This window comes from Variovorax sp. GW821-FHT09B01 (assembly GCF_059418345.1).
Map to the genome: position 1 here is coordinate 20,517 of NZ_JBWKPQ010000007.1, position 24,837 is coordinate 45,353.

The 24,837-nt window shown below is 71.9% G+C and carries 23 protein-coding genes; 12 read left to right on the forward strand and 11 right to left on the reverse strand.

All coding sequences use genetic code 11. From position 1 onward, the window contains the following. Positions 1-13: 13 nt before the first annotated feature. Positions 14-901 (forward strand): CmcJ/NvfI family oxidoreductase, encoded by an 888-nt coding sequence (locus AC07RV_RS20780; protein ID WP_296782004.1) that lies wholly within the window; start codon positions 14-16, stop codon positions 899-901. Positions 902-915: 14 nt separating this feature from the next. After that, positions 916-1,524 carry a 2-hydroxychromene-2-carboxylate isomerase gene (locus AC07RV_RS20785; protein WP_296782005.1) on the forward strand — a complete coding sequence of 203 codons (609 nt, stop codon included), beginning with the start codon at positions 916-918 and terminating at the stop codon, positions 1,522-1,524. 11 nt (positions 1,525-1,535) lie between these two features. Here the strand turns inward: AC07RV_RS20785 and AC07RV_RS20790 are convergent, their stop codons facing one another. Continuing rightward, a complete protein-coding gene (locus AC07RV_RS20790; RefSeq protein WP_296782147.1) occupies positions 1,536-2,450 on the reverse strand; it encodes a LysR substrate-binding domain-containing protein in 915 nt (304 codons plus the stop codon). A 90-nt stretch (positions 2,451-2,540) separates the two neighbouring features. Continuing rightward, on the reverse strand, positions 2,541-3,440 hold the full coding sequence (locus AC07RV_RS20795) for a LysR family transcriptional regulator (RefSeq protein ID WP_296782006.1): 900 nt from the start codon (positions 3,438-3,440) through the stop codon (positions 2,541-2,543). A gap of 134 nt (positions 3,441-3,574) precedes the next feature. On the opposite strand from AC07RV_RS20795, the gene AC07RV_RS20800 reads away from it, so the two are divergent. Continuing rightward, on the forward strand, positions 3,575-4,942 hold the full coding sequence (locus tag AC07RV_RS20800; protein ID WP_281077442.1) for a M20 metallopeptidase family protein: 1,368 nt from the start codon (positions 3,575-3,577) through the stop codon (positions 4,940-4,942). 15 nt (positions 4,943-4,957) lie between these two features. Here the strand turns inward: AC07RV_RS20800 and AC07RV_RS20805 are convergent, their stop codons facing one another. Next, positions 4,958-6,496: a WD40/YVTN/BNR-like repeat-containing protein gene (locus AC07RV_RS20805; RefSeq protein WP_296782007.1), complete on the reverse strand. Its 1,539-nt coding sequence runs from the start codon at positions 6,494-6,496 to the stop codon at positions 4,958-4,960. Positions 6,497-6,768: 272 nt separating this feature from the next. On the opposite strand from AC07RV_RS20805, the gene AC07RV_RS20810 reads away from it, so the two are divergent. Next, positions 6,769-7,701 (forward strand): aldo/keto reductase, encoded by a 933-nt coding sequence (locus tag AC07RV_RS20810; protein ID WP_296782148.1) that lies wholly within the window; start codon positions 6,769-6,771, stop codon positions 7,699-7,701. A gap of 6 nt (positions 7,702-7,707) precedes the next feature. Here the strand turns inward: AC07RV_RS20810 and AC07RV_RS20815 are convergent, their stop codons facing one another. Then, positions 7,708-8,604 carry an alpha/beta fold hydrolase gene (locus AC07RV_RS20815; RefSeq protein ID WP_296782008.1) on the reverse strand — a complete coding sequence of 299 codons (897 nt, stop codon included), beginning with the start codon at positions 8,602-8,604 and terminating at the stop codon, positions 7,708-7,710. Continuing rightward, positions 8,601-9,161, reverse strand: a complete 561-nt coding sequence (locus AC07RV_RS20820; protein ID WP_093344637.1) for a cytochrome b — start codon at positions 9,159-9,161, stop codon at positions 8,601-8,603. Before AC07RV_RS20820 ends, AC07RV_RS20815 begins: the two co-directional genes overlap by 4 nt. Before the next feature lie 128 nt (positions 9,162-9,289). On the opposite strand from AC07RV_RS20820, the gene AC07RV_RS20825 reads away from it, so the two are divergent. Beyond that, positions 9,290-10,774 carry a glycosyltransferase family 2 protein gene (locus AC07RV_RS20825; protein ID WP_296782009.1) on the forward strand — a complete coding sequence of 495 codons (1,485 nt, stop codon included), beginning with the start codon at positions 9,290-9,292 and terminating at the stop codon, positions 10,772-10,774. On the opposite strand, the gene AC07RV_RS20830 is transcribed toward AC07RV_RS20825, so the two are convergent. After that, positions 10,771-11,601 carry a DODA-type extradiol aromatic ring-opening family dioxygenase gene (locus AC07RV_RS20830; protein ID WP_296782010.1) on the reverse strand — a complete coding sequence of 277 codons (831 nt, stop codon included), beginning with the start codon at positions 11,599-11,601 and terminating at the stop codon, positions 10,771-10,773. The genes AC07RV_RS20825 and AC07RV_RS20830 overlap by 4 nt on opposite strands. Positions 11,602-11,707: 106 nt before the next feature. Between AC07RV_RS20830 and AC07RV_RS20835 the strand changes: the two genes are divergently transcribed. Then, the gene (locus AC07RV_RS20835) at positions 11,708-12,652 is read left to right on the forward strand and encodes a LysR family transcriptional regulator (protein WP_208509112.1); all 945 of its coding nucleotides are present in this window, start codon (positions 11,708-11,710) and stop codon (positions 12,650-12,652) included. A gap of 72 nt (positions 12,653-12,724) precedes the next feature. Continuing rightward, positions 12,725-14,584 carry an ABC transporter ATP-binding protein gene (locus AC07RV_RS20840; protein ID WP_093344647.1) on the forward strand — a complete coding sequence of 620 codons (1,860 nt, stop codon included), beginning with the start codon at positions 12,725-12,727 and terminating at the stop codon, positions 14,582-14,584. A 26-nt stretch (positions 14,585-14,610) separates the two neighbouring features. On the opposite strand, the gene AC07RV_RS20845 is transcribed toward AC07RV_RS20840, so the two are convergent. Beyond that, on the reverse strand, positions 14,611-15,039 hold the full coding sequence (locus AC07RV_RS20845; RefSeq protein WP_296782011.1) for a VOC family protein: 429 nt from the start codon (positions 15,037-15,039) through the stop codon (positions 14,611-14,613). A 91-nt stretch (positions 15,040-15,130) separates the two neighbouring features. Here AC07RV_RS20845 and AC07RV_RS20850 point away from each other — a divergent pair, with 91 nt between their 5' ends. The 4 genes from AC07RV_RS20850 (at position 15,131) to AC07RV_RS20865 (ending at position 19,404) form a co-directional block, all read left to right on the forward strand. After that, positions 15,131-15,751: a TetR/AcrR family transcriptional regulator gene (locus AC07RV_RS20850; RefSeq protein ID WP_296782012.1), complete on the forward strand. Its 621-nt coding sequence runs from the start codon at positions 15,131-15,133 to the stop codon at positions 15,749-15,751. Between the two features lie 379 nt (positions 15,752-16,130). Continuing rightward, the gene (locus tag AC07RV_RS20855; RefSeq protein WP_296782013.1) at positions 16,131-17,531 is read left to right on the forward strand and encodes a DUF2868 domain-containing protein; all 1,401 of its coding nucleotides are present in this window, start codon (positions 16,131-16,133) and stop codon (positions 17,529-17,531) included. Beyond that, positions 17,528-18,955 (forward strand): GTPase/DUF3482 domain-containing protein, encoded by a 1,428-nt coding sequence (locus tag AC07RV_RS20860; RefSeq protein ID WP_296782014.1) that lies wholly within the window; start codon positions 17,528-17,530, stop codon positions 18,953-18,955. Before AC07RV_RS20855 ends, AC07RV_RS20860 begins: the two co-directional genes overlap by 4 nt. 92 nt (positions 18,956-19,047) lie before the next feature. Continuing rightward, entirely contained in the window at positions 19,048-19,404 is a 357-nt protein-coding gene (locus AC07RV_RS20865) for a hypothetical protein (RefSeq protein ID WP_296782015.1), read from the forward strand. A gap of 19 nt (positions 19,405-19,423) precedes the next feature. On the opposite strand, the gene AC07RV_RS20870 is transcribed toward AC07RV_RS20865, so the two are convergent. Genes AC07RV_RS20870 through AC07RV_RS20885 form a run of 4 tightly spaced genes read right to left on the reverse strand, consistent with a single transcriptional unit; the run spans position 19,424 to position 23,771 of the window. Then, positions 19,424-21,646: a xanthine dehydrogenase family protein molybdopterin-binding subunit gene (locus AC07RV_RS20870; protein WP_296782016.1), complete on the reverse strand. Its 2,223-nt coding sequence runs from the start codon at positions 21,644-21,646 to the stop codon at positions 19,424-19,426. A gap of 3 nt (positions 21,647-21,649) precedes the next feature. Further along, positions 21,650-22,645: an FAD binding domain-containing protein gene (locus AC07RV_RS20875; RefSeq protein WP_296782017.1), complete on the reverse strand. Its 996-nt coding sequence runs from the start codon at positions 22,643-22,645 to the stop codon at positions 21,650-21,652. After that, on the reverse strand, positions 22,638-23,288 hold the full coding sequence (locus AC07RV_RS20880; RefSeq protein WP_296782018.1) for a (2Fe-2S)-binding protein: 651 nt from the start codon (positions 23,286-23,288) through the stop codon (positions 22,638-22,640). Before AC07RV_RS20880 ends, AC07RV_RS20875 begins: the two co-directional genes overlap by 8 nt. 27 nt (positions 23,289-23,315) lie before the next feature. Continuing rightward, complete coding sequence (locus AC07RV_RS20885) at positions 23,316-23,771, reverse strand: DoxX family protein (RefSeq protein WP_296782019.1); 456 nt, start codon at positions 23,769-23,771, stop codon at positions 23,316-23,318. A 145-nt stretch (positions 23,772-23,916) separates the two neighbouring features. Here AC07RV_RS20885 and AC07RV_RS20890 point away from each other — a divergent pair, with 145 nt between their 5' ends. Further along, positions 23,917-24,831: a LysR family transcriptional regulator gene (locus AC07RV_RS20890; RefSeq protein ID WP_296782020.1), complete on the forward strand. Its 915-nt coding sequence runs from the start codon at positions 23,917-23,919 to the stop codon at positions 24,829-24,831. Positions 24,832-24,837 lie beyond the last annotated feature (6 nt).

The following is a 24,837-nucleotide window of genomic DNA, read 5'->3' on the forward strand; positions in this document are numbered from 1 at the left end:
AGGAGCCCCAGGAATGCACGCCACCCTTTCCCATTCCCCACCCGCCGGCTCGGCCATCGCCGCCGCGCCGCTGCCCGCCAGCGGCGACGTCGAGGCCGGCCTCAACTACCTGCGGCCGACCGCGCTGCGGCCCTACAGCTACGCCTTCACGCCGCCGCCCGGCCTGCCCTGGGAGAGCGGCGAGTACGAGCGGATCGCGATGCCGATCGCCGATGCCCGCGGCCGGGCGACCCACATCGAGCGCGAGGGCTTCGAGCTGCGCGAGGCGCCCACGGCGGTCGCCGACTTCCTCGACGACGCCGAGGTCCAGGCCGTCTACTACCCCGAGCTGGCCGCGCTCGCGCTCGCGGTCACCGGCGGCGCGCGCGCCCACGTGTTCGATCACCTGGTGCGACAGCGCGAGCCCGAGCGCACCGCGCTGAACTTCGGCCGCGGCAAGACCGACGGCAAGGCCGCCGCCAACGGCCGCATCCACAACGACTACACCGAGGAATCGGGCCGGCGCCGGCTCGCGCTGGTGCTCGCGAGCGCGGCCGAGGCCGCCGCCGTGCGGCGCTACTGCATCGTCAACATCTGGCGCTCGATCGCCGGGCCGGTGCTCGACACCCCGCTGGCCGTCTGCGATGCGCGCACGGTGATGGCGCGCGACCTGGTGAATGCCGAGGTGCGCTATCCGAAGCGCACCGGCGAGATCTACCTCGCCACCCATGCCCCCACCCACCGCTGGTCGTACTTCTCGCGCATGGACCGGCACGAGGCGCTGGTGTTCAAGCAGTACGACGCGCAGCTCGGCGGCGTCGCGCGCTTCACGCCGCACGCGGCCTTCGACCATCCGCTGGCGCCGGCCGATGCCCCGCTGCGCGAGAGCATCGAGGCGCGCTGCCTGGTGGTGTTCGAGTGAGGGAGGCCATGGCCATGAACGCACCCACGCTCGACTTCTGGTTCGACTTCGGCAGCAACTACAGCTATCTCAGCGCGATGCGCATCGAGCAGGCCGCCGCCGCGCATGGCGTCGCGCTGCGCTGGCAGCCCTTCCTGCTCGGGCCGGTGTTCCGCGCGCTGGGCTGGGAGACCTCGCCCTTCGTGCTGCAGAAGGAAAAGGGCGACTACGTCTGGAAGGACATGGTGCGCCAGTGCCGCAAGTACGGCCTGCCCTGGCAACGGCCCAGCAACTTCCCGCGTGCCGCCGTGCTGCCGCTGCGCATCGCGCTGGCCGGCGCCGGCCAGCCGTGGATCGGCGAGTTCTGCCGCCGCACGATGCGGCTGAACTTCGCCGAGGACCGCGACATCGACGCGCCCGAGACCATGGCCGCGCTGCTTGCCGACATGGGCCTGCCCGCGCACCGCGTGATCGACGAGGCGCTGTCGGACGCCAACAAGCTGCGCCTGCGCCGCCAGACCGAGACCGCGATGGAAAAAGGCATCTTCGGCGCGCCCACCTTCTTCGTCGGCGACGAGATGTTCTGGGGCAACGACCGGCTCGACGATGCGCTGGCATTCGCCCGCGCGCAGGCCGGCGCCTGAACCCCACGGTCTCAGCGCGGCGCGGAGCCCTTCGCTTCCGCCACCAGCCACTCGGCCACGTGCCGCACTTCCTCGCGCGGCTGCGGCTCGGCCTGGATCAGCCAGTAGGCATGGCCCGAGGGCTGGGCCGGCAACGCGGCCTCCACGCGCACCAGCCGTCGGTCGTCGAGCAGCGGCTGGATCAGCTCGAGCCGCCCGAGCGCCACGCCCTGCCCCGCCATCGCGGCCTGGATCAGCTGGTCGTACTGGTTGAAGCGCAGCATGCCGCGCGGCTTCGCGTCGGCCCAGCCGGCCGCGGCCAGCCAGTCGCGCCACTGCAGCCAGGGCCGCTGCGCATCGTCGAACTCGAGCAGGTTCAGCGCCGCGATCGCCTCGGCCGCGGCCAGCGGCGGCAGCGCCAGCGAGGGATGCGCCACCGGCGCCACCGTTTCGCCGAACAGCCGCACCGCGCCCGCCGGCGCCAGCGCGGGCGTGGTGTAGCGGATCGCGAGGTCGATGCCTTCGTTGCGCAGGTCGGCCACGCGGTTGTTGGCCGAGACCCGCACGTCCACGCCCGGATGGATGTCCTGCACCCGGCTGAGCCGCGGCAGCAGCCACAGCCCCGTGACGCCGATGCTCGCGCTCAGCGTCACCGGCCGCTGCGCGCCGGTGCGGCCGATCTCGCCCATCACCTCCTGCAGCTGTTGCACCACCGCATCGGCGCTGCGGAACAGCCGCTCGCCCTCGGGCGTGAACGAGATCGAGCGATGGCCGCGCACCAGCAGCTTCACGCCGAGCTGCGCCTCGAGCGCATGCACCTGCTTGCTGACCGCCGACTGCGTCACGCACAGGTCCTGCGCCGCCAGCGAGATGCTCATGCGCCGCCCCACCGCGACGAAGCCGCGCACGAGGTCGAGCGAGGACAGGCGGACGAGCGGGAGCGGCAAGCCCATGGCGGATGCGGCGGGATGGCGAGGGTGGAATGGGATTGGAGCACAGGCACCGCCGCGTGTCTTCGCGCGGAATGAGCCGGCCGGCTACCGCCCGGCCGCCGACACCCCGTCCGCCACCGCCTTCAACGACTGCGAGAACGCCCGCGCCGCCGGCGTGAGCGCCGCGGGATCGCGCATCAGCAGCGACACCCGCACCTGGGGCAGCCTGTCCGCGACCTGCAGCGCGACCAGCCCGCGCGCCGCCACGGCATGCTTGAACAGCGAGGCCGCGGCCAGGGTCAGCGCGCCGGATTTCTTCACCAGCGTGATGCCGAGCTGCCACGAATGGCAGATCACGATGTCGCGCGGCGGCGGCAGGCCGGCCGCGGCGAAGTGGCGGCGCAGCAGCTCGACGCCGTACCAGGGCACCACCCACATGGCCTCGTGCAGCTTCGCCATCGAACGCACGCGCGCCAGCGGATGCTTCGCGCCGGCCACCACCGCGAGCGGAAACTCGAGCAGCGTCTCGCGATGCACGCCGTCGCCGGCATCGGGCTCGAGTTCGCCGAGGATCGCGAAGTCGAAATCTCCGCGGCTCCAGAGGCCCTTCACGTCGGCGCCGCTGAGCTCCTGCAGCTCGAGCGCGACGCCCGGCCACTTGCGGCGGAAGTCCTGCAGCGCATCGGGCAGCAGCCGCTCGACCGCGAACGAGCTGAAGGCGACGCGCAGCAGGCCGCCGGCACCGTCGCGCAGCTGCGCGATCTCGTCCTCGGCGCGGCGCACCTCGTTGGCCAGCAGCCGCGCGCGCTGGAGCAGGGCCTCGCCGATCACGGTGAGCGACACGCCCTGGGCGCTGCGCACCAGCAACTGCGCGCCCACGCTCTGCTCGAGCTCGCGCATCGCGTAGGTCATGGCGGGCTGCGTGAGGCCGGCCACGCGCGCCGCGGCGCGGATGCTGCCGGCCTCGGCGATCGCTTCGAAGATCTTCAGATGGCGCAGGTTCATGGGAGGACGAGGAAATGGGGTGATCAGAGATTTTGATCGCCCTGGAGTTTTTCGAGTCTTTTCCGATGCTCCGGCTTTCGCTATGGTCGGCCGCCACGACATCTCCCTTTCCATCCCTCCTTCTCCAGCCACCCATGAAACTCCGCTCCCGCTTCGCCCTGCTGATGCTCTCCGGCAGCCTCTTCCACGTCGCGGCCTCGGCCCAGACCGCGCCGGCGCCCGATGCCGGCCATGCGCTGACGGCACGCGCGCTGGCGCTCGCGGATGCCTCCGAGGCGCAGGTGATCGAATGGCGCCGCCATGTGCACCAGCATCCGGAGCTGTCGTACCAGGAGGTGCAGACGGCCGCCTACATCGCCGCGGCGCTCGCGAAGATGCCCGGCATCGAGGTCCAGACCGGCGTCGCCAAGACCGGCATCAAGGCGGTGCTGCGCGGCGGCAAGCCGGGTCCGGTGGTGGCGCTGCGCGCCGACATGGACGCGCTGCCGGTGGCCGAACGCAACGAGCTGCCGTTCCGCTCGACCGTGAAGGCGCCCTGGCTCAACAGCGACGTGCCGGTCTCGCACGCCTGCGGCCACGACACGCACGTGGCGATGCTGCTGGGCGCGGCGCAGGCGCTGTCGAAGGTGCGCGACGAGCTGCCGGGCACGGTCGTGTTCCTGTTCCAGCCCGCCGAGGAGCAGGGCCCGGGGCCGGTGGCCAGCGGCGCGCCCGCGATGGTCAAGGCCGGCGTGCTCGACAACCCGAAGGTCGACGTGGTGATGGGCCAGCACATCAGTGCACGCGCGCCCTCGGGCACCATCAGCTACCGGCGCGGCAGCCTGATGGCCAGCGGCGACGTGTTCAAGATCGCGCTCAAGGGCAAGGGCGGCCACGGCTCCTCGCCCTGGACCGCGAAGGACCCCACGCTGGCCGCGGCCGAGATCGCGCTGGCACTCCAGAACATCGTGAGCCACCAGATCGATCCGCTCGACGGCCCGACCGTGGTGACCGTGGGCTTGCTGCAGAGCGGCAACCGCGTCAACATCCTGCCCGACACGGCCGAGATCGCCGGCACCGTGCGCTCGCTGTCGCAGAAGAACCAGAAGACCGCGCACGACGCCATCCGGCTCAAGGCGCAGAAGATCGCCGAGAGCCACGGCCTGACGGCCGAGGTCACGATCGACACCGGCTACGAGGTGCTGGTCAGCGATCCGGCCGCCACGCAGGCCGTGACGCAGGCGCTCGAGACCGCGGCCGGCCCCGGCAAGGCGCGCGAGTCGCAGCCGAGCATGGGCTCGGAGGACTTCGGTTCCTTCGGCAAGAACATCCCGATCGTGTTCTGGCACCTCAATGCCTCGCCCTTCGCCGATCGCAACGGCGCGCCCAACCACTCGTCCGAGTTCGTGATCGACGAATCGGCGCTGCGCGTGGGCGTGCGCGCGCTGGTGGGCAGCACGCTGGCGTACATGAACCGGCCGGCCGGTGGGGCCGCGGGGGTCAAGGTCTCGCAAGCGCAGTGAGGACCGCGCGGCGCTTCAGTTGTCCTTGACGATCTTCCAGCTCTTGCCCTCGTCCGCGGAACGCAGGATCAGGTTGTCGGGCAGGAAGGCGATCAGGGAGCCGTCGGAGCGGTCCACCATCATCTGGCGCACGGCCTGCGGCCCCGTGATGCTCGGCGAGCCGCCGGTGTGGGTCCAGCTCTTGCCGCCGTCGCGCGTGGTCATCAGCCCCATCGCACCGGGCATCAGCCCGGGTGCGATCGGCGCCACCGCATAGGCCGTCTGGCGGTCCTTGAACGCGATGGTCACGACGAAGCGGCTGGTGTTGAGGTCGCTCCAGGTCTGCCCCCAGTCCGGCGACAGCATGGTGGACTTGGTGAAGATCGCCGTCTGCGACACCAGGGTGCCGTCGGGCAGCGCGTTCACGTCGAGGGTGGACTGGCCATTGCTCGAGCGCGTCAGCGTGCGGCCGTCGGTGGCGTGGAGGTCGCCGTTCGGCATCATCACGCCCACCCGGTCGGGCGTGCCGAAGGCCATGCTGCGCATCCACGGCATGTTGATCGAACGGCTGTCGGAGAACTCGCCGAGCTTGCGCCAACCGACGCCCGGATCGGCCGACGCGTAGACGCTCCAGAGGCTGTCGCTGCGCGAGACCACCACCAGGCTGCCGTCGCGCATCGGCTGCGCCACCTGGATCAGGCCGTCGTCGGGCGGCAACAGGTCCTTCCAGGTATCGCCCTCGTCGGTCGACAGGCGCAGCAGGCCTTCCTCGCCGGCCACCAGCAGGCCGCCGCGGTACGGCCGCACCGACAGCACCTCGCGCCAGGTCTTCGCGTCGATCTCGCGCCAGCGGCTCTCGCCGCCCTTGCGCCACAGCACCTTGCCGAGCTTGGCGCCGGCCATGAACTCGCCGTCGGCGGTCTGTGCCAGGCCATGCCAGGCGGAAGCGAGCCGCTTGAGCTGCGGCGCCAGCGCGGCGCGGCGATGCAGGTCGGGCGTGAAGATGAAACCGTGCTGCGGGCGATCGCGCGTCTGCGCCGCCAGCGCGGGATAGAGGGTCTCGAAGGTCTTCTGCAGCTCTTCCTCCGGCCGCACGTAGGCAACGACGAAGCGCGAGCCCCCGCGCGGCTGGATCAGCAAGGTGCCGAGCAGCGTGACCTCGTCGCGCACCACGTCGAAGCTGCCGAACTTCGCATCGATGGGGAAGGTGTAGCTCATGTTGCCCGAGCCGCCCGCCGCGTGCTTGATGATGTAGCGGCCCGGCGCGACCATGCCGCTGAAGACGGCCGTGGTGTAGGTGGAACGGCGCGTGCGCTGCAGCACCACCATGTCCTGGCCGGTCTGCTTCTCGCCGGGCCCGAGCACGCGTTGGAGATGCAGGGTCCACAGCGTTTCGGCCGGGTCGTTCTCGCCGGGGCTGTTGGTGATCAGCTTCATCACCACGGCGCCTTCATGGCCCGTCAGGGTCTGCTCGGGCGCGATCGGCGGCGCGACGCAGGCGGCCAGCAGGGCCGCGGCCAGCAGCAGCACGAACCCGCGCAGCAGGCGGACGATGGGTCGGGGAAACGGGGTCACGGTCGTGGCTCTCTTGTTGGAATGGTTTTGCGGGATGGCTCCGGCGGATCGCTCGACGGCCGGACGGCAGGCCCTCCACCTGCGGACGCGCACGATACATTCGGGAACATCCGCGGGCAATCCACCGGACGAAGGTGTTGCATCGGCGCCAACCCGCGGCCCGCCCCCGCGAGCCGCTGCGCGATGCAGGCGCGGGTGCTATCGTCGATTCCACCCTTCCCATGAAGACCCCCGGCCCGACGCCCTCTTCTCGGCCCGCGCTCGCGGCGCCGATGCATCGCGCGCAGTTCCTGCGGCTCGCCGCGGCCCTGCCCGCGAGCGCCGCGCTGAGCGCGTTCGCGCAGCGGCCGGCCGGGTCCACGCCCCCGCCGACCATGAACACCCGCCCCATCCCCTCCACCCAGGAAGCGCTGCCCGTGATCGGTTGCGGCACCTGGATCGGCTTCGACCAGCGTCCCGGCAGCGAGGAATACCAGCGCCTCGCGGGCGTGCTCGAGGCGCTGTTCGCCGCGGGCGGCACGGTGATCGACAGCTCGCCGATGTACGGCCGCTCCGAGGAGAGCACCGGCGAGCTGCTGGCCGCCACGGCGGCGGCTCGCGGCACTCGGCGCCCCTTCCTCGCGACCAAGGTCTGGACCTCGGGCCGCGAGGCCGGCATCGCGCAGATGGAGCAGTCCTTCGCGCGGCTGCGTACCGAGCGCGTGGACCTGATGCAGATCCACAACCTGGTCGACTGGCGCACCCAGCTCGCGACCTTGCGCGAATGGAAGACGCAGGGCCGCGTGCGCTACCTGGGCATCACGCACTACACGGCCTCGGCCTACGACGAGGTCGAGGCGGTGCTGCGCGCGCAGCCGCTCGACTTCCTGCAGATCAACTACTCGCTCGATGCGCGCGCCGCCGGCGAACGGCTGCTGCCGCTGGCGGCCGAGCGCGGGGTGGCGGTGATCGTCAACATGCCCTTCGGCGGTGGCGGCCTGCTGCGCCGGCTGCGCGAGCGCGCGTTGCCGGGCTGGGCCGCGGAGATCGGCTGCGCGAGCTGGGCCCAGGTGCTGCTGAAGTTCGTGCTGAGCCATCCGGCCGTGACCTGCACCATCCCCGGCACCAGCCGCGCGGCGCACATGGCCGAGAACGCCGCGGCCGGCGCGGGGCCGGTGCCCGACGCGGCGTTCTGGAAGCGGCGCGCGGCCGAGGTGCTGGGCTGACGCCGCTCAGCGGTCGAGGAAGTCGACCACGCGCCGATTGAATTCCTCGGCCCGCTCGTACTGCACCCAATGCCCCGCGCCGTCGACCACGGCGCCTTCGCGCTGCGGCCCCTCGGCCACGAGCCGCGCCACCAGCGCGCGCGAATCGGCGGTCACGTCGAACTCGCCCCAGAGAAAGAGCTTGGGCCCGGGAATCTCGGCCAGGGCCGCCTGCAGGCCGCCGCGGCGCGACACCTCCTTGCTGCGAAAGCGCGTGCCGTGGCAGGCGATGTCGTGGATCTCGAAGGCCAGCGGATCGGCGCGCGACATGTCGTGCAGCATCAGCGCGCCGAGGTTGTGCAGCAGCGCGGCACGCTCCGCCTCGCGGTCCTTCGCCAGGCGCCAGTTGATCATCTCGACCGCCATGCGCCGCATCGTGCCGTGGCCGCCGCTGCCGACCAGCAGCATGCGGCGCACCGCGCGCCGGTGCAGCGCGAACTGCGAGGCCACCACGCCGCCGAAGGAGAAGCCGCCGAGGTCGATCGGCGTGCCGGCGCCGATCAGCGCATCGAGCGAGCCGGCCAACGCCGCGAGCGACGGCGCGAGCGGATGCTCGTCGGGCGCCGGCGGGGGCGGCGTGCCCGAATCGTTGAAGCCCGGCATGTCGGGCAGCCACAGCGCGCGCTCGGCCGACAGGGCCTCGGCATTGCGCAGCCAGTGCATCCAGCTGCCGTGGCCGCCATGCAGCAGCACCAGCGGCGGATGGGCGCCGCCGTCGGCGGGGCCGAAGCGGCGCCAGCGGACGCGCACACCGGCCTGCTCGATGTCGTGATGGGTCGACAGCGCGTCGACGCGCGCGATGACGGCGCGGGCTTCGTCCTCGGTCGTGGCCGAGAGTCCGGGCATCGGGGTGACGGCGCTCATGGCAGCATCCTCTGCAGCTCGGCCTCGCCATCGAGGAACTGGTGCTTGAGCGCACCGATCAGGTGCAGCGCGAACAGCACGTAGAGCACATAGCCGGCCCAGGTGTGCACGCCGCCCAGCACGGTGTGGAGGTTCTCCTTGGCGGCGGCCTCGATGTCCATGATCCAGCCGATGCGCGGCCACTCGAACAGGCCGAACAGCTGCATCGGATGCGTGGCCGCGTCCTTCCAGGCCGAGTCGTGCATCCAGCCCGAGAGCGGCAGCGCGATCATCACGAGGTACAGCGCGCCATGGGCCGCGTGCGCGCCGATGCGTTCGAGCCGGCCGTAGCTGCCGGGCATGGCCGGCGGCCGGTGGGTGGCGCGCCACAGGATGCGCAGGATCACCAGCCCCAGCACGGTGATGCCGATCGACTTGTGGGTGTCGATGGCCGGGCGCACCCAGTCGTCGGGAAAGCGGTCGACCGAGAGGATCAGCGCGATGTTGACGATCATCAGCAGTGCGATGATCCAGTGCAGCGCGATGGCGGTGCGTGTGTAGCGATGGTGAGGGGGCATGCGGGAATTTTCGGCGGGAGTCCGACTCAGCCTGTCAGGCGCGCGATTGTCCGGCCTTCGGCCTCGGACATTCGAAACCGCCGGCCCGTTCCGTGCGTACACCTTCCCATCGCCCTGGCGCCCCTGTCTTGAACGACCTGCTCCGCTCCGCCTTCGTCGCCGCGTCACCGCGACTCTCACCCCCCGCCACGCCGCTGCGAAGCTGGCTCATCCATGGCGGCGTGCTGCTGCTGTGGGGCCTGCTGTTCGCCATGGCCTTCCGCCTGGGCAACGTGCAGGCCTGGTCGGTGGGCGTGGCCTACGTGCTCTACGACACGGTGCTGCTGCTGTTCGTGGGCTGGCAGACGCTCGCGATCCTGCGCCCGCGCGGCATCGCGCTGGCCTCGGCGCCGCTGCCGCATCCCGCCGTGGCACCGCACCGCGCCACGCTGGGCGTGATCGTCGCCGCGCACGACGAGGCCGCGGTGCTGCCCGTGACGCTGACCGCGCTGCTGGGCCAGACCGATGCGCCCGACCGCATCGTGATCGCCGACGACGGCTCGACCGACGGCACGGCCGAGCTGCTGACCACGCGCTACGGGCTCGAGGCGCCCGAGCCGGGGCAGCTCAGCGCCGCGAGCACCCTGCATCCCAATCTGCACTGGCTGCGGCTGCCGCACGGCGGCAAGGCGGTGGCGCTGAACGTCGCGGTGCTGTGCATAGACACCGAGACCGTGCTCACCGTCGACGGCGACACCCTGCTCGATGCGCATGCCATCGCCGCGGTGCGCCGCGCCTTCTCGGACGAACCCGCGCTGGTGGCGGCCACCGGCGTCATCACGCCGGTGTGCAGCCGCACGCTGGGCGGTCGGCTGCTGCAGTGGTTCCAGACCTACGAGTACATCCGCAACTTCCTCTCGCGCTATGCCTGGATGCGCGTCGACGGCCTGCTGCTGATCTCGGGTGCCTTCGCGGGCTTCCGGCGCGACGCGGTGCGCGCGGTGGGCGGCTTCGACACCGACTGCCTGGTCGAGGACTACGAACTCATTCACCGGCTGCACCGCCATGCCCAGGCGCACGGCCTCGACTGGCGCGTGCGCGTGCTCGGCGACGCGCAGGCGCGCACCGACGCGCCCAGCAGCGTGGGCGCCTTCCTGCGCCAGCGCCGGCGCTGGTTCGGCGGCTTCCTGCAGACCCAGTACTGGTACCGCGCGATGGTGGGCGACCGCCGCTACGGCTGGCTCGGCACCGCGATGCTGCCGGTCAAGGCCATCGACACCCTGCAGCCGCTGTACGGCCTCGCGGCCTTCGGACTGCTCGTGATGTACCTGGTGCGCGGCGACTTCGGCGTGCTGCTGCCCGCGGCCGGCGTGATCGCCGCCAAGATCGTGCTCGACCTCGTCTTCCACCTGTGGTCGGTGCACCTGTACCGGCGCTGGGTCGGCCACGACGGCGAGGCCGGCATGCTGCAGGCCTTCGCGGCCGCGCTGATCGAGCCCTTCACCTTCCAGCTGCTGCGCCACACGGGCGCGGCCTGGGGCTGGTGGACCTTCCTGACCGGGCGCGGCACCTGGGGCCGGCAGCAGCGCGTCGGGCTGGTCGATGCCGACGGGGCCGAGCGGCGCGGCGACTAGAAGAAGCCCGCGCCGCCGAAGCGGTAGCTCGAGACGACGAGGCCGCCCATGAAGGCCTCCTCGTGGTACACGCGCTCGCCCGCCTCCTGCTCGGCCGCGCCCACCGCCACCATCAGCGGAATCAGATGCTCCTCGCGCGGATGCGCCATGCGCGCCGAAGGCGCGGCGGCCCAGTCCCGCAGGCGCTGCACGCGCTCCACCGGCTCGGCCTCGACCGAGGTGGCGTCGAGCCAGTCGCCGAAGGCCTTCGACACGCCATGCGCCTGCGGCCCGAAGTTGCGCAGGTTGTGATAGCTCAGGCCGCTGCCGACGATCAGCACGTCCTCGTCGCGCAGCGGCGCGAGCGCGCGGCCCAGCGCGATGTGCTCGGCCGGATCGAGACCGCGGCGCAGCGACAGCTGCACCACCGGCACCTCGGCCTGCGGATAGATCGCGGCCATCGGCGAGAACATGCCGTGGTCGTAGCCGCGCTCGGGATCGACGGCCGCCGGCAGCCCGGCCGCGGCGATCAGCGCCTGCACGCGCTGCGCGAGTTCGGGCGAACCGGGCGCGTCGTAGCGCACCTCGTAGGTGTGGGCCGGAAAGCCGCCGTAGTCGTAGATCATCGGCGGGCGCGGATTGCCCTGCACCGTGAACACCGGCGCCTCCCAGTGGGCCGACACCATGAGGATGGCCTTGGGCGTGCGGCCGAGCTGGCGCGGCATGTCGGCCAGCGCGGCGGCGAGCCGGTCGTAGGTGGCGCCCATCTCGCGCTTCATCCAGGGCCAGGGGCCGCCACCGTGCGAGATGAAGTAGGTGGGCAGGCGGTTCGGGTTGTCGTGGGTCATGTCGTTGCTTTCTTGAAATGAAGGCGTTGCAGCGACTGTAGATATTTCCTGCGAGGAAATCGACAGGCTACGATTCATCGAATCGTTTCTCCAGAGGAAATCATCGATGGACCGCATGACCAGCCTGCGCGTGTTCCGCGAGGTCGTCGAATCGGGCAGCTTCGTGGCCGCCGCCGAACGGCTCGGGCTGTCGGCGCCGATGGCCAGCAAGCACGTGGCGCAGCTCGAGAAGTCGCTGGGCGCGCGCCTCTTGCACCGCTCGAGCCGCCACCTGAGCCTGACCGAGGCCGGCACCGCCTGGTACGAGCAGAGCCGGCGCGCGCTCGACCTGCTCGACGCCGCCGAGGCCGCGATCGGCCAGACCCGCGAGGCGCCGCGCGGCCAGCTCAAGCTCAGCGCGCCCGTGTGGTGCGCCACCGCGCGCTTCGCGCAGGTGCTGGCCGACTACCGCGCGCGCTATCCCGAGGTGCTGCTCGACATCCACCTCGAGAACCGCAAGGTCGACCTCGCGGCCGACGGCTACGACCTCGCGCTGCGCGCCACGCAGGAGCCCTCGCCCGCACTGATCGCGCGGCCGCTGTGCCGCGTGCCCTTCTTCCTCGCGGGCACGCCCGAGTACCTCGCGCGCATGGGCGGCAGCCCCGCGGTGCCGGCCGAGGTGGCGCGGCTCGGCGCGATCGTGCCGAGCTACGTGGCGCTCGACCACCTGGCGCTCACCGGGCCGGGCGGGCGCCTGTTCCCGCTGCGGCTCACGCCGGTCATGCGCTCGGACGACACCACGCTCACGCTGCATGCGGTGCGCGCGGGCATGGGCGTGGCCTTCATGCCGGGCTGGCTGCTCGAGGACGACCTCGCGCAGGGCCGGCTGGTGCGCCTGTTGCCCGACCACGAACCGCACCCGGTGACGCTGTTCGCGGTCTACACCAGCCGCCAGTACATGGCGCCCAAGCTGCGTACTTTCATCGACTTCCTCGGCGAGCGGCTCGCGGCGCTCGAACCAAAGACCGCGCCCGTTCCCGCCACTTCGTCGCGCAAACCACGCAGAAGCTGAAGAAACGCACCTTTTCAGGGCAAGGTCATGCGCTCGCGGCTACAGTCTTCGGCTCTTCGGGAGAGTCAGTCCTTGTTCCGTTTCTTCGAAAAACTTCTACACCCCTACCCCGCCGCCGAACCTCCGCTTCCGCCGCAAGGCTTCTTCGCCTTCCTCTGGGCCTGCACGCAGGGCGTGCGCGGCAAGATCCTCGCGATGGCGGTGCTCACCGCCGTGATGTCGACCTTCGAGGCGCTGCTGTTCGCGCTGCTCGGACGCGTGGTCGACTGGCTCGGCGGCCAGGCGCCCTCGCGCCTGTGGGAAGACCGCGGCACCACGCTGGCATGGATGGCCGGGCTGCTGGTCGCCAGCATCGCGGTGGTCGCGCTGCAGACCATCGTCAAGCACCAGACGCTCGCGATCAACCTGCCGATGCGGCTGCGCTGGAACTTCCACCGCCTGATGCTGGGCCAGAGCATGGCCTTCTACCAGGACGAGTTCGCGGGCCGCATCACGGCCAAGGTGATGCAGACCGCGCTCGCGGTGCGCGAGACCGTGTTCGTGCTGGCCGACGTGCTGGTGGCGATGGGCGTGTATGTCGCCACCATGATCGTGCTGGTGGGCGTGCTCGACGCGCAGCTGATCTGGCCGTTCGTGATCTGGCTGGCCTTCTACATCGGCGCGCTGATCTACTTCGTGCCGCGCCTGGGCGCGGTCGGCAAGGCGCAGGCCGATGCGCGCGCGCTCATGACCGGCCGCGTGACCGATGCCTACACCAACATCGCGACGGTGAAGCTGTTCTCGCACACGCAGCGCGAGGCCGGCTTCGCGCGCGACGCGATGCGCGAGTTCATGCACACGGGCTACGGCCAGATGCGGCTGGTGAGCGCCTTCGAGATCGTCAACCACACGCTGAGCATGGGCCTGACCGCCGGCATGGCGGGCACGGCGCTGTGGCTGTGGTCCACCGGCGCGGTCGGCGTGGGCGCGGTGGCCGCGGCCACCGCCATGGCACTGCGGCTGCAGGGCATGTCGCACTGGATCATGTGGGAGATGACCAGCCTGTTCGAGAACATCGGCACGGTGCAGGACGGCATGAAGACGCTGTCGCGCCCGCGCGCCGTGCTCGATGCGCCTGGCGCCAAGCCGCTCGAGGTGCCGCGCGGCGAGGTGCGCTTCGAGCATGCGAGCTTCCGCTACGGCGCGGCCGGCGGCCGGCGCGTGATCGAGGACCTCACGCTGACGGTGGCGCCCGGCGAAAAGATCGGCCTGGTGGGCCGCTCGGGCGCCGGCAAGTCGACGCTGGTGAACCTGCTGCTGCGCTTCCACGACCTGGAGAGCGGCCGCATCCTGATCGACGGCCAGGACATCGCGCTGGCCACGCAGGATTCGCTGCGCAGCCACATCGGCATGGTGACGCAGGACACCTCGCTGATGCACCGCTCGGTGGCCGACAACATCGCCTACGGCCGTCCCGACGCGACGCCGGCGCAGATCGAGGCGGCCGCGCGCCGCGCCGAGGCGCACGACTTCATCGGCACGCTGGGCGACGCCAGCGGGCGCCACGGCTACGAGGCCCACGTGGGCGAGCGCGGCGTGAAGCTCTCGGGCGGCCAGCGCCAGCGCATCGCGATCGCGCGCGTGATGCTCAAGGACGCGCCGATCCTGCTGCTCGACGAGGCCACCAGCGCGCTCGACTCGGAGGTCGAGGCCGCGATCCAGCAGAGCCTCTACACGCTGATGGAAGGCAAGACCGTGATCGCGATCGCGCACCGGCTGTCGACCATCGCGGCGATGGACCGGCTGATCGTGCTCGACGAGGGCCGCGTGGTGGAGGAAGGCGACCACCGCACGCTGATGGCCAAGGGCGGGCTCTATGCACGGCTGTGGGCGCACCAGAGCGGCGGCTTCCTGGGCGACGCGCTCGACGAGGAAGAGGCGGCGCTGGCCTGAGCCTCGCCGCCGCCTGGCCTGACCGATCAGGTCGGCAGCGCCCCCGCCTCGTACTGCGCCACGAACTCCCCGCTCGGCGGGATCGGCTTGATGATGTCGATCAGCACCCCGTTCGGGTCGCTGGTGATGAAGTGGCGCTGGCCGAAGGCCTCGTCGCACAGCGGCAGCAGCACCGGCAGGCCGGCCGCGGCCAGGCGGTCGTGCACCGCGTCGGGATCGTCCACCTCGAAGTTCAACAGCAGCCCGCCCGCCACCTTGCCGCGGCCCGCGGCGGGAATGGTCTCGTGCCGGCCGTCGAGCACCGCGAGGTTGACCGAGGGCTCGCCTTCCAGTTGCAGGTGCACGTACCAGTCGCTCGTGAACAGCGGCGCGAAGCCGAAGTGGCGCTGGTAGAAGTCCGCCGTGCCGGCGACGTCGTTGGTCATGATGACCGGGTAGTAGCTCGTGACTTTCATGAGGGCTCCTTGGAGGGCTGGAACTGAAGGATGAAACTGACATACAGTCTGTATGTTTGATTGAATATACATACATACAGTCTGCATGTAAATGACCTCCAGGATCATCCGGACCAACAAGGAGCGCACCGAGACCACGCGGCAGGCGCTGACCGAGGCGGCGCGCGCCCTCTTCGTCGACCAGGGCTATGGCCAGACCTCCACGCCCGACATCGTGGCCGCGGCCGGCATCACGCGCGGCGCGCTCTACCACCACTACGCCGACAAGCGCGACCTGTTCCGCCATGTGCTCGAGCAGGAGTCGCGCGCAGTGGCCGCCGAGATCGCGGCCGCCACGCCCGAGGCGCTGGCGCCGCGCGAGGCGCTGCTGACCGGCAGCGATGCCTACCTGCGCGCGATGACCATGCCGGGCCGCACCCGGCTGCTGCTGATCGACGGGCCGGCCGTGCTCGGCATGGCGGAGATCATGGCGATGGACGATGCGAACGCGGCCCGTTCGCTGCGCCAGGGACTGGCCGAGGCCGGCATGGGCCGCGGCGAGGTCTCGCTCGATGCGCTCTCGCAACTGCTGTCGGCCGCCTTCGACCGCGCCGCGCTCGAGATCGAGGCGGGCGCCGATGCCGCCGAGGTGCGTGCCGCGATGCGCTGGCTGCTGCAGCAGGCGCTCGGGCCCGAGGCGCCCTCGAAGCCGGCGCGCAAGACGAAGTCTTAGGCCGACCCGGGCAGCGGAAGGTATGTCACGACCGGCCCTGCAAGTCCTACAGAACCCGCCGCCCCCCGCCGACACCCTGGGTACCCCCTGCGCCGTGATGCTGGGACCATCGTCAACAACGTGGAGTGCTCGCGGTGAATTCCATCATTTACATCGTCGGTCTGGTCGTCGTGGTCGTGGCCGTGCTTTCGTTCTTCGGCCTGCGCTGAAAGACGTCAGTCCCCCTCGAACCATCCACACGCCAGAGAGGAACGGGGCCGCGCTGCGGCCCCGTTTTGCTTTGGGGGCGCCGGGCATAATCCGCGCGCTGAGCCGCCCTCGGCCGAGGGCTCATCGTCGGCTTTCCGCCGGCCCTGCCTCTGTTCGCGAAGGGACGCTGTTGACCACCACCGCACTGCGCGAGAACCCCGACTTTTCCGATGCGGTGATCACCGAGGCGATCCGATGGGCCGAGCAGAACGGCCCGCTCGACGACGCGCAGGCCATGCGCATCGCCGCGCAGGCGCCGCACACGCCGGCACGCATCGCCGAACGCGCGCGCCAGCTCGGCGAACGACTCGGATTGCAGGCCGAACTGCGGCGCGCGCGCCAATGGTCGCCCTGGGTGCTGCTCGGGCTCGTGGCCCTCATCGTCATGGCCGGCCTCGGGCTCGCGGGCAACGTGGTGGGCGGCGGCGAGCGCCACATCAACGTGATCGTCGCGCTCGTGAGCCTGCTCGGCGTGCACCTGCTGACGCTGCTGCTGTGGCTGCTCGGGCTGTGGCTGCCGCTGGCCTCGTTCAGCGCGGCCTCGCTGGGCTGGATCTGGCTCTCGCTGACCGCGCGCGTGGCCGGCGGCCGGCATGGCCAGGCGCCGCTGCTCGTGCGCGCCACCACCGGCCTGCTGGGCCGCGCGAAGCTGCTGCCCTGGGCCTTCGGCATCGTGAGCCACGGCATCTGGTCGCTGTCCTTCGCGGTGGTGCTCGCGGCGATGCTGTTCGCGCTGGCCTTCCGCAGCTACACGCTGAGCTGGGAGACCACCATCCTCGATCCCGCCTTCTTCGTGCGCGCGGTCGATGCGCTGGGCTGGGCGCCGTCGCGCCTGGGCTTCCCGGTGCCCGATGCCGCCACCGTGCTGGCCACCGCGCCGCCGGCCTCGGGCCAGCGCACCTGGGCGCTGTGGCTCACGGGCTGCATCCTCACCTACGGGCTGCTGCCGCGCCTCGTGCTGCTGCTCTGGAGCACCGCTGTGTGGCGCCATCGGCGCCAGGCGCTGCAGCCCGCGCTCGACGCGCCCTACTACCGCCAGCTCGCGGCCCGCTTCGCGGCGCTCGCGCCCAGCGCCATCGTCGATGCCGATCCGGGCCGCCGCGCACGCGAGGCGCCCGTGGGCCTCGCGCCTGCGGACCTGCGCGACCTGCGCGTGCTGGTCGGCTTCGAACTGCCGCCCGACATCGGCTGGCCGCCCGAAGGCCTGCCCGCGGACCTGCAGCTCGAGCGCATCGACGGCAGCGCGCCCGAGCGCCGCGCGCTGCTCGACCGGCTCGCGCTCGCGCGGCCGCGCAGCGTGGTGCTGGCCTGCCGCGCGGCCGCGAGCCCCGACCGTGGCACCGAGCGCTTCGTGCGCGACCTGCTCGCGCACAGCGGCGAATGCCGCCTGTGGCTGATCGCCGAGGGCGGCAACGACGGCCCGGCGATCGCGCGCTGGCTCGCATGGCTGCGCGACGCCGGCCTCGAACGCGTGGCCGCGGGCACCTCGCTCGGCGAGTTGCTGGGCGCCACCGACACCGTCGCACCATGAGCGAACCGATCCGCATCGCCGTCGTCGGCCACACCAATGCCGGCAAGACCTCGCTGCTGCGCACGCTCACGCGGCGTATCGATTTCGGCGCGGTGTCCGACCGCCCCGGCACCACGCGCCATGTCGAGTCGGTCGACCTCGAGATCGACGGCCGCCCCGCCGTGCGCTTCTACGACACGCCGGGCCTCGAGGACGCGGTGGCGTTGCGCGAGCACCTCGCGCGCATCGATCCCGCGGGCCAGGCCACGCCGCCCGAGCGCATCCGCCGCTTCCTGCAGGGCCCCGAGGCGCACGGCGCCTTCGAGCAGGAGGCCAAGGTGTTGCGCGCGATGCTCGACATCGATGCCGCCTTCCTCGTGATCGACGTGCGCGAACCGGTGCTGCCCAAGTTCCGCGACGAGATCGAGCTGCTCAATGCCTGCGCACGGCCGGTGCTGCCGGTGCTCAATTTCGTGCGCGACGCGGCCAGCCGCGAAGCCGCGTGGAAGGAACTGCTCTCGGCCTACGGCCTGCACGTGCAGGTGCGCTTCGACGCGGCCGCGCCCTTCGTGGGCGCCGAGCGCGATCTCTACGGCGACCTCGCGACGCTGCTGCGCGACCGGCGCGAACTGCTGCGCGGCGTGGCCGATGCGCTCGAGGCCGAGGCCACGGCGCGGCGCCGCGCGGCCGCCGCGCGCGTGGCCGAGCTGCTGGTCGACGCCACCGCGCTGCGGCGCAGCGTGCCGGCCACCGAGTTCGCCGATCCCGCGCGCCGCGACGCGCTGGTCGCCGCGCTGCGCAAGACCGTGTTCGACAAGGCGCAGCGCTGCGCCGACGACCTGCTCGCGCTCTACGGCTTCCGCCAGGGCGATGCGGCCGAGGCGCCGCTGCCGATGATCGAGGGCCGCTGGGCGCTCGACTTCTTCAATCCCGAGGCGATGAAGGACGCCGGCCTGCGCCTGGGCAAGGGCGCGGCCATCGGCGCCGCGGTCGGCGCGGTGGCCGATCTCGCGGTGGCCGGCCTCTCGCTCGGCGCCGGCGTGGCGCTGGGCGGCGCCATCGGCAGCGCGGTCTCGCAGGGCTGGGGGCCGCTGGGCCGCAAGCTCGCGAACAAGCTGCGCGACGTGCACGAGCTCACGGTGGAGGACGGCGTGCTGTTCACGCTCGCGGCCTGGCAGCTGCAGCTCGCGCGCGCGCTCGAGCGCCGCGGCCATGCGGCCACGCAGCGCATCGAGGCGGTGGACGGCGGCGCCGAGGCGGCCGGCGAGGCCATCGCCGCCGCGCTGCGTGCCGCGCAGCCGGCGCGCAGCCATCCCGAATGGGAGAGCGGCCAGGGCACGGCCGGCGCGCTGCAGGCGGTGCGCGCGCTGTGGCGGCCCGCGCCGCAGCGCGAGGCGCTGGTGGCCACGCTCGCCGGGCTGCTGCAGGCCGGCTTCGAAGCCTGAGCCTCGCCCGGCACGCGCCGTCGCCTCCTTCCTACGCGGGGCGCCGCGCGTCCGGTCCAGGGTTTCCGATCGATGACACGAAAGGAGAACCCATGACCGTCGAATGCAAGCTGCTCGAGACCCCGCTGATCGGGCGCATCTGGGAAGGCCGCACGCCGATCGCGCGCGCCGACGACTACCTGCACTACAGCCTGGAGCACGGCATCCGCGAGATCGCGCGCAAGCCCGACTGCCTCGGCGTGCAGTACTTCCGGCGCCTGCGCGGCAACGTGGCCGAGTTCCGCACCGTGTCGTTCTGGCGCTCGGTCGAGGACATGCACGCCATGCACGACAAGCGCGGCGATCCGCTGCGCGTGGCGCCGCTGGGGCGCGACCCCGAGTTCCTGCTCGAGCTGCCGGAGTTCGTGGACCTGGTCGAGGTCCACGTCAACAGCTTCGACCGACGCTAATCGCGCCGAACCGCCGCCCTCAGTCGAGCAGGTCCTCCAGCCGCAGCGGCAGCCGCCGCAGCCGCTTGCCCGTGGCATGGAACACCGCGTTCACGATCGCGGGCGCCACGCCCACCATCGCGACCTCGCCGAGCCCCTTCACGCCGAGCGCGTTGAAGCGCGTGTCGGGCTTGCCGACGAAGCCGACCTCGATGCGGCCGATGTCGGCCGCCACCGGCAGCACGTACTCGGCCAGGTCGGCGTTGAGGAAGCCGCCATGGCGCGGATCGACCTCGCTGGCCTCGCGCAGCGCGGCGCCGATGCCCCAGACCACGCCGCCCTCGACCTGGCTGCGCGCGGTGCGCGGACTCGCGACCGCGCCGCAGTCGGCCACGCTCACCACGCGCGGCACGCGAATGCGGCGCGTGGTCGGCTCGATTCGCACCTCGACGAAGTGCGCGATGAAGCTGAAGCCCACGTAGTCGGGATAGACCGGCCCGGCCGCGGCCGGCAGCCCGCCCGTGAGCCGGCCATAGACCTGCTCGGGCTGGCCGGGCGCGCGGCGTCGGCTCTCGGCCTCGGCCTGCGCGCGGCCCGAGGCGCGCAGCAGTTCGAGTGCGGTGGCGTTCGCCCCCGCGCCGGGCGCACGGGTGCGCAGGTCTTCCATCAGCCGCTGCGCCGCCTCCTGCACCGGCGGCAGCGCGGTCGCGGTGCCCCAGGAGCCGGCGGTCAGGTGCTGCGGCGCGGCGCCGGTATCGCCGAGCGCGATCTCCACCGCCGCCACCGGCGCGCCGAGCACGCGCGACACGGTGAGCGCGATCGCGGTGCGCATGCCCTGCCCCATCTCGTGCCCGCCCACGGCCACGCGCACGCGGCCGTCGCCGGCCAGACTCACGGTGGCGAAGGCCGGCGCCATCGCGGCCTTGTAGGCGCCCACGGCCACGCCCCAGCCGATGCGGCTGCCGTCGGCGGCGCGCATCGAGCCCGGCGCCATGTCGCGACGCGCCCAGCCGAAGGCCTCGCTGCCCTGCACCAGGCACTCGGCCAGGTGGCGCGAGGAGAAGGGCTTGCCGCTCAGCGGATCGACCGCGGTGTCGTTGGCGAGCCGGAAGGCCACCGGGTCGCGGCCCAGCAGGTAGGCCATCTCGTCGACCGCGCTCTCGAACGCGAAGGCGGCCGGATGCTCGAAGGGCGCGCGCATGTAGCCCGGCGTCTGCACGTCGGTGCGCACCAGCCGGTCGCGGCCGAGGAAGTGCTTCACGCCGTACAGCCGCGAGGTGATCTCGCTGCCGCTCGAGGGAAAGAGGTCGTGGCGCGAGGTCTGCTGGTCGATGTCGTGCACGGCCGCGACCAGCCGGCCCTCGCGGTCCGCGCCCAGGCGCACGTGGTGGCGGCTCGCGGGCCGGAAGCTGGCGTTGTGGAACAGCTGCGCGCGCGTCAGCACCAGCTTGACCGGCCGGCCGAGCTCGCGCGCGGCGATCGCCACCGCCGCGGTGTGCGACTGCAGCGAGTTCTTCTGGCCGAAGCCGCCGCCGAGCGTGGGCGAGAGCACGCGCACGCGCGCCGGCTCGATGCCGAGCTGCTTCGCGAGGCCGTGGCGCACGCCCTCGGCGTTCTGCGTCGGCTCGCGCACGGTCAGCACGCCCTCGTTCCATTCGGCCACGGTGGCGATGATCTCCATCGGGTTCTGGTGCTGGATCGGCAGCTCGTAGCGCGCCTCCACCGTGAAGGCCGCCGCGGCCAGCGCGGCCTCGGCATCGCCCACGCGGCGGTCGGCGAACATGGGCTGCGGCAGCAGCGCGGACTGGGCCTGCGGCTGCGCGTCGGACGCGTCGATGCCCGCGACGAAGGGCTGGGCCTCGTAGCGCACCTCCACCAGCGCCGCCGCCTCGCGCGCGGCCTCGAGCGTGTCGGCGACCACCATCGCGACGGTCTGGCCGCGGTAGGCGATCTGCGCCGAGCGCAGCGGATAGAAGCTCTGGAAGCCGAAGCCGCCGCCCATCAGGAAGCCGCCCGATTCGAAGGCGCCGATGTTCTGGTGCGTGTAGACCTTGCGCACGCCGCGCACGCGCTCGGCGGCGCCGGTGTCGATGCGCGCCACGCTGCCGCGCGCGATGCGCGCTGGCACCAGCGCGGCATGCAGCAGGCCGGCGCGCGCATCGTCGGCCGCATAGCGGGTGACGCCGCGCACCTTGTCGTGCGCATCGACGCGCTCGGCACCGGGCCGCGCGCCGCGTTGGGGGTTCTGGATCGTGGTTGCCATCGTTCAGCTCCTGTCCCGGGCCAGCATCAGCGCGTCGGTCACCGTCTCGATGCCGAGCGCCACCTTGAAGCCGTTGTGTTCGAGCGGCCTGGCCTGCGCGAACGCGATCTCGGCCGCGCGCCGCGCCGCGGCCTGCGTGAAGGGCCGCCCGACCAGGCTGCGCTCGGCCTCGAGCGCGCGCCACGGGTGCGTGGCCACGCCGCCGAGCGCGATGCGCGCGTCGACCACGCGGTTGGCGCGCAGGTGCAGGCCCACGGCCGCCGAGGCCAGCGCGAAGGCATAGGACTCGCGGTCGCGGATCTTGTGGTACGTGGAGGCCCTTCCAGCCGGCGTGCGCGGCACGCGGATGCGCACGATCAGCTCGTCGGCCGCGAGCACGGTCTCGAGGTGCGGCGTGGCGCCGGGCGCGCGGTGCAGCTCGCGCACGGCCACCGTGCGTTCGCCGCGCGGGCTCAGCGTGTCGACCTGCGCATCGAAGGCCGCGAGCGCCACCGCCCAGTCGCCCGGGTAGACCGCCACGCAGGCCTCGCTGCCGCCGAGCACCGCATGGCCGCGGTTCACGCCGGCCAGCGCCGCGCAGCCGCTGCCGGGCACGCGCTTGTTGCAGGCGAACTCGGGGCCGCCGCGGAAATAGGCGCAGCGCGTGCGCTGCAGCAGGTTGCCGCCCACGCTCGCCATGTTGCGCAACTGCTGCGAGGCGGCCTTCCACAGCGATTCCGACAACGCGGTGAACTCGCGCTGCACCACGGGATGCTCGGCCACGTCGCTCATCGCGGCGAGCGCGCCGATGCGCAGCTCGGCCCGGTCGCCGGCGTCGATCTCGCGCAGGCCCTCGACGCGGCCGATGTCGACGACGGTGGCCGGCGCTTCCACGCCGAGCTTCATCAGGTCGAACAGGGTGGTGCCGCCCGCGAAGTAGCGCGCGCCGGGCTGGCTGCTTGCCAGCAGCTGCACGGCCTCGGCGCTGCTGCGCGGCCGGTGGTAGGCGAAGTCATGCATGGCGGCGGCCCTCCATGGCTTCGGTCTCGGCGCGCATGCGCGGAGCGGCATCGCGGATCGCCTCGAGGATGCCCGCGTAGGCACCGCAGCGACAGAGGTTGCCGCTCATGTATTCGCGGATCTGCGCCTCGCTGGTGGCGTGGCCCTCGCGCACGCAGGCGATGGCGGCCATCACCTGGCCCGGCGTGCAGTAGCCGCACTGCAGCGCGTCGTGGTCGACGAAGGCCTGCTGCATCGGATGCAGCGTGCCGTCGGGCGCGGCGATGCCCTCGATGGTGGTGACGGCGCAGCCATCGGCCTTCACGCCCAGCGTGAGGCAGGAGGCGACGCGCCGGTCGTCGAGGTGGACGGTGCAGGCGCCGCACTGGCCGTGGTCGCAGCCCTTCTTGGCGCCCGTGAGGCCGAGCTGCTCGCGCAGCACGTCGAGCAGCGAGGCGCGCGGTTCGAGCTGCAGCGCATGCGGCTGGCCGTTGATGACGACACGGGTGTCGATGCGCGGCGGCGCGGGCGCGGGTTCCTGCGCGCTCGCCAGGCCAGTGCCCGCGACACTCGCGGCACCGGCGGCGCCGGCCGCGGTGCTCATCATGAAGGTGCGGCGGCTCAGCGCGGGCGCGCCGGTGCCGGAGGATGCGTTGGGGTTCATCGTGGCTTCCTTTCTTTCTTCTTGCGGTCAGACCTCGCGCCCGATGCGCGCATCGAGCGACAGCCGGCCGCCGCCGCGCGCCAGCAGGCACAGCGCGATGAAGAGCAGCATCAATGGGTATTCGAAGCCGCGGTCGATCCACGGGAAGGTCGGGCCCATCACGTAGCAGATGACCAGCATCTGCACCGCGACCATCGCGGCGACCACGCGCGTGAACAGGCCGGCCGCCAGCATCAGCCCGCCCACGCCCTCGAGGATGGCGATGAACCAGCCGAGCAGCTCGGCGCCCGGCAGGTGCAGCACGTTGGCGATCAGGTTGACCGAGCCCTTCATCGGGTCGGCCATGCTGCCGTGGCTGCGGCCCAGCAGCTTGGGCAGGCCGTGGGTCACGAGCATCAGGCCGAAAGCCAGCCGCAGCAGCGCGTAGCTCAGCGGCTCGAAGCGGTCATAGGTGCCGCGCAGGCGCGGAAAGATCAACTGCATGGGGGTCGCTCCTCGGGGGGAAAAGGTGACGAGGCGCGGCGGGATGGCCGCGCGCTGGCAGTCTCTCTGTTCTGCATTGGCGAATAAATATGAGAATTTCGTCAATACAATTCAACACAGGCCAACAATCTGCCGAGCTCATTCCATGGACCGCTTCGATGCCATGCGCCTGTTCACCCGCATCGTGGAACTCGGCAGCTTCACGCAGGCCGCGGCCGCGCTCGAGCTGCCGCGCGCCACGGCCACCCATGCGATCAAGGAGCTCGAGGCCCGGCTGCAGGTGCGCCTGCTCGAGCGCACCACGCGCCAGGTGCGCACCACGGTCGACGGCCAGGCCTACTACGAGCGCTGCCGCCACCTGCTGCTCGAGCTCGAGGACGCCGAGTCCTCGCTCGCGCAGCTCGCGGTCAATCCGCGCGGGCGGCTGCGCATCGACATCCATGGCGCGGCCGCCAACGACATCGTGCTGCCGCGCATCGGCGACTTCCATGCGCGCTATCCGAACATCGTGCTCGCCGTGGGCAGCGGCGACCGGCTCGTGGAACTGGTGCGCGAAGGCGTGGATTGCGTGGTGCGCGCGGGCGAGCCCAAGGACTCCTCGCTGGTCACGCGCCGGCTCGCGCTGCTGCCGCAAGTGACCTGCGCGAGCCCGGCCTACCTGGCCGCACGCGGCACGCCGCTGACACCGGCCGACCTGCTGAGCCAGCAGCACCTGGCGGTGAACTTCTTCTCGTCCTCGCGGCCCGACCACTTCCCCTACCTGTTCGAGGTCAACGGGCGCGTCGAGCAGGTCGTGCTGCCCGACTGGATCAGCGTGAACAACGCCGACAGCTACAAGACCTGCGCCGAGCAGGGCTGCGGGATCATCCAGGTGCCGCGCTATCACATCGAGCGCCAGCTGCGCGCCGGCACGCTGGTCGAGATCCTCGCCGGCACGCCCTGCCCGCCGATGGTCTATTCGGTGCTCTACCCGCAGCACCGGCTGCTGTCGCCGCGCGTGCGGGTGTTCGTGGACTGGGTGACGGCGCTCTATGCCGAGCGCTTCGGGGCGCTGAAGTAGCAGCGC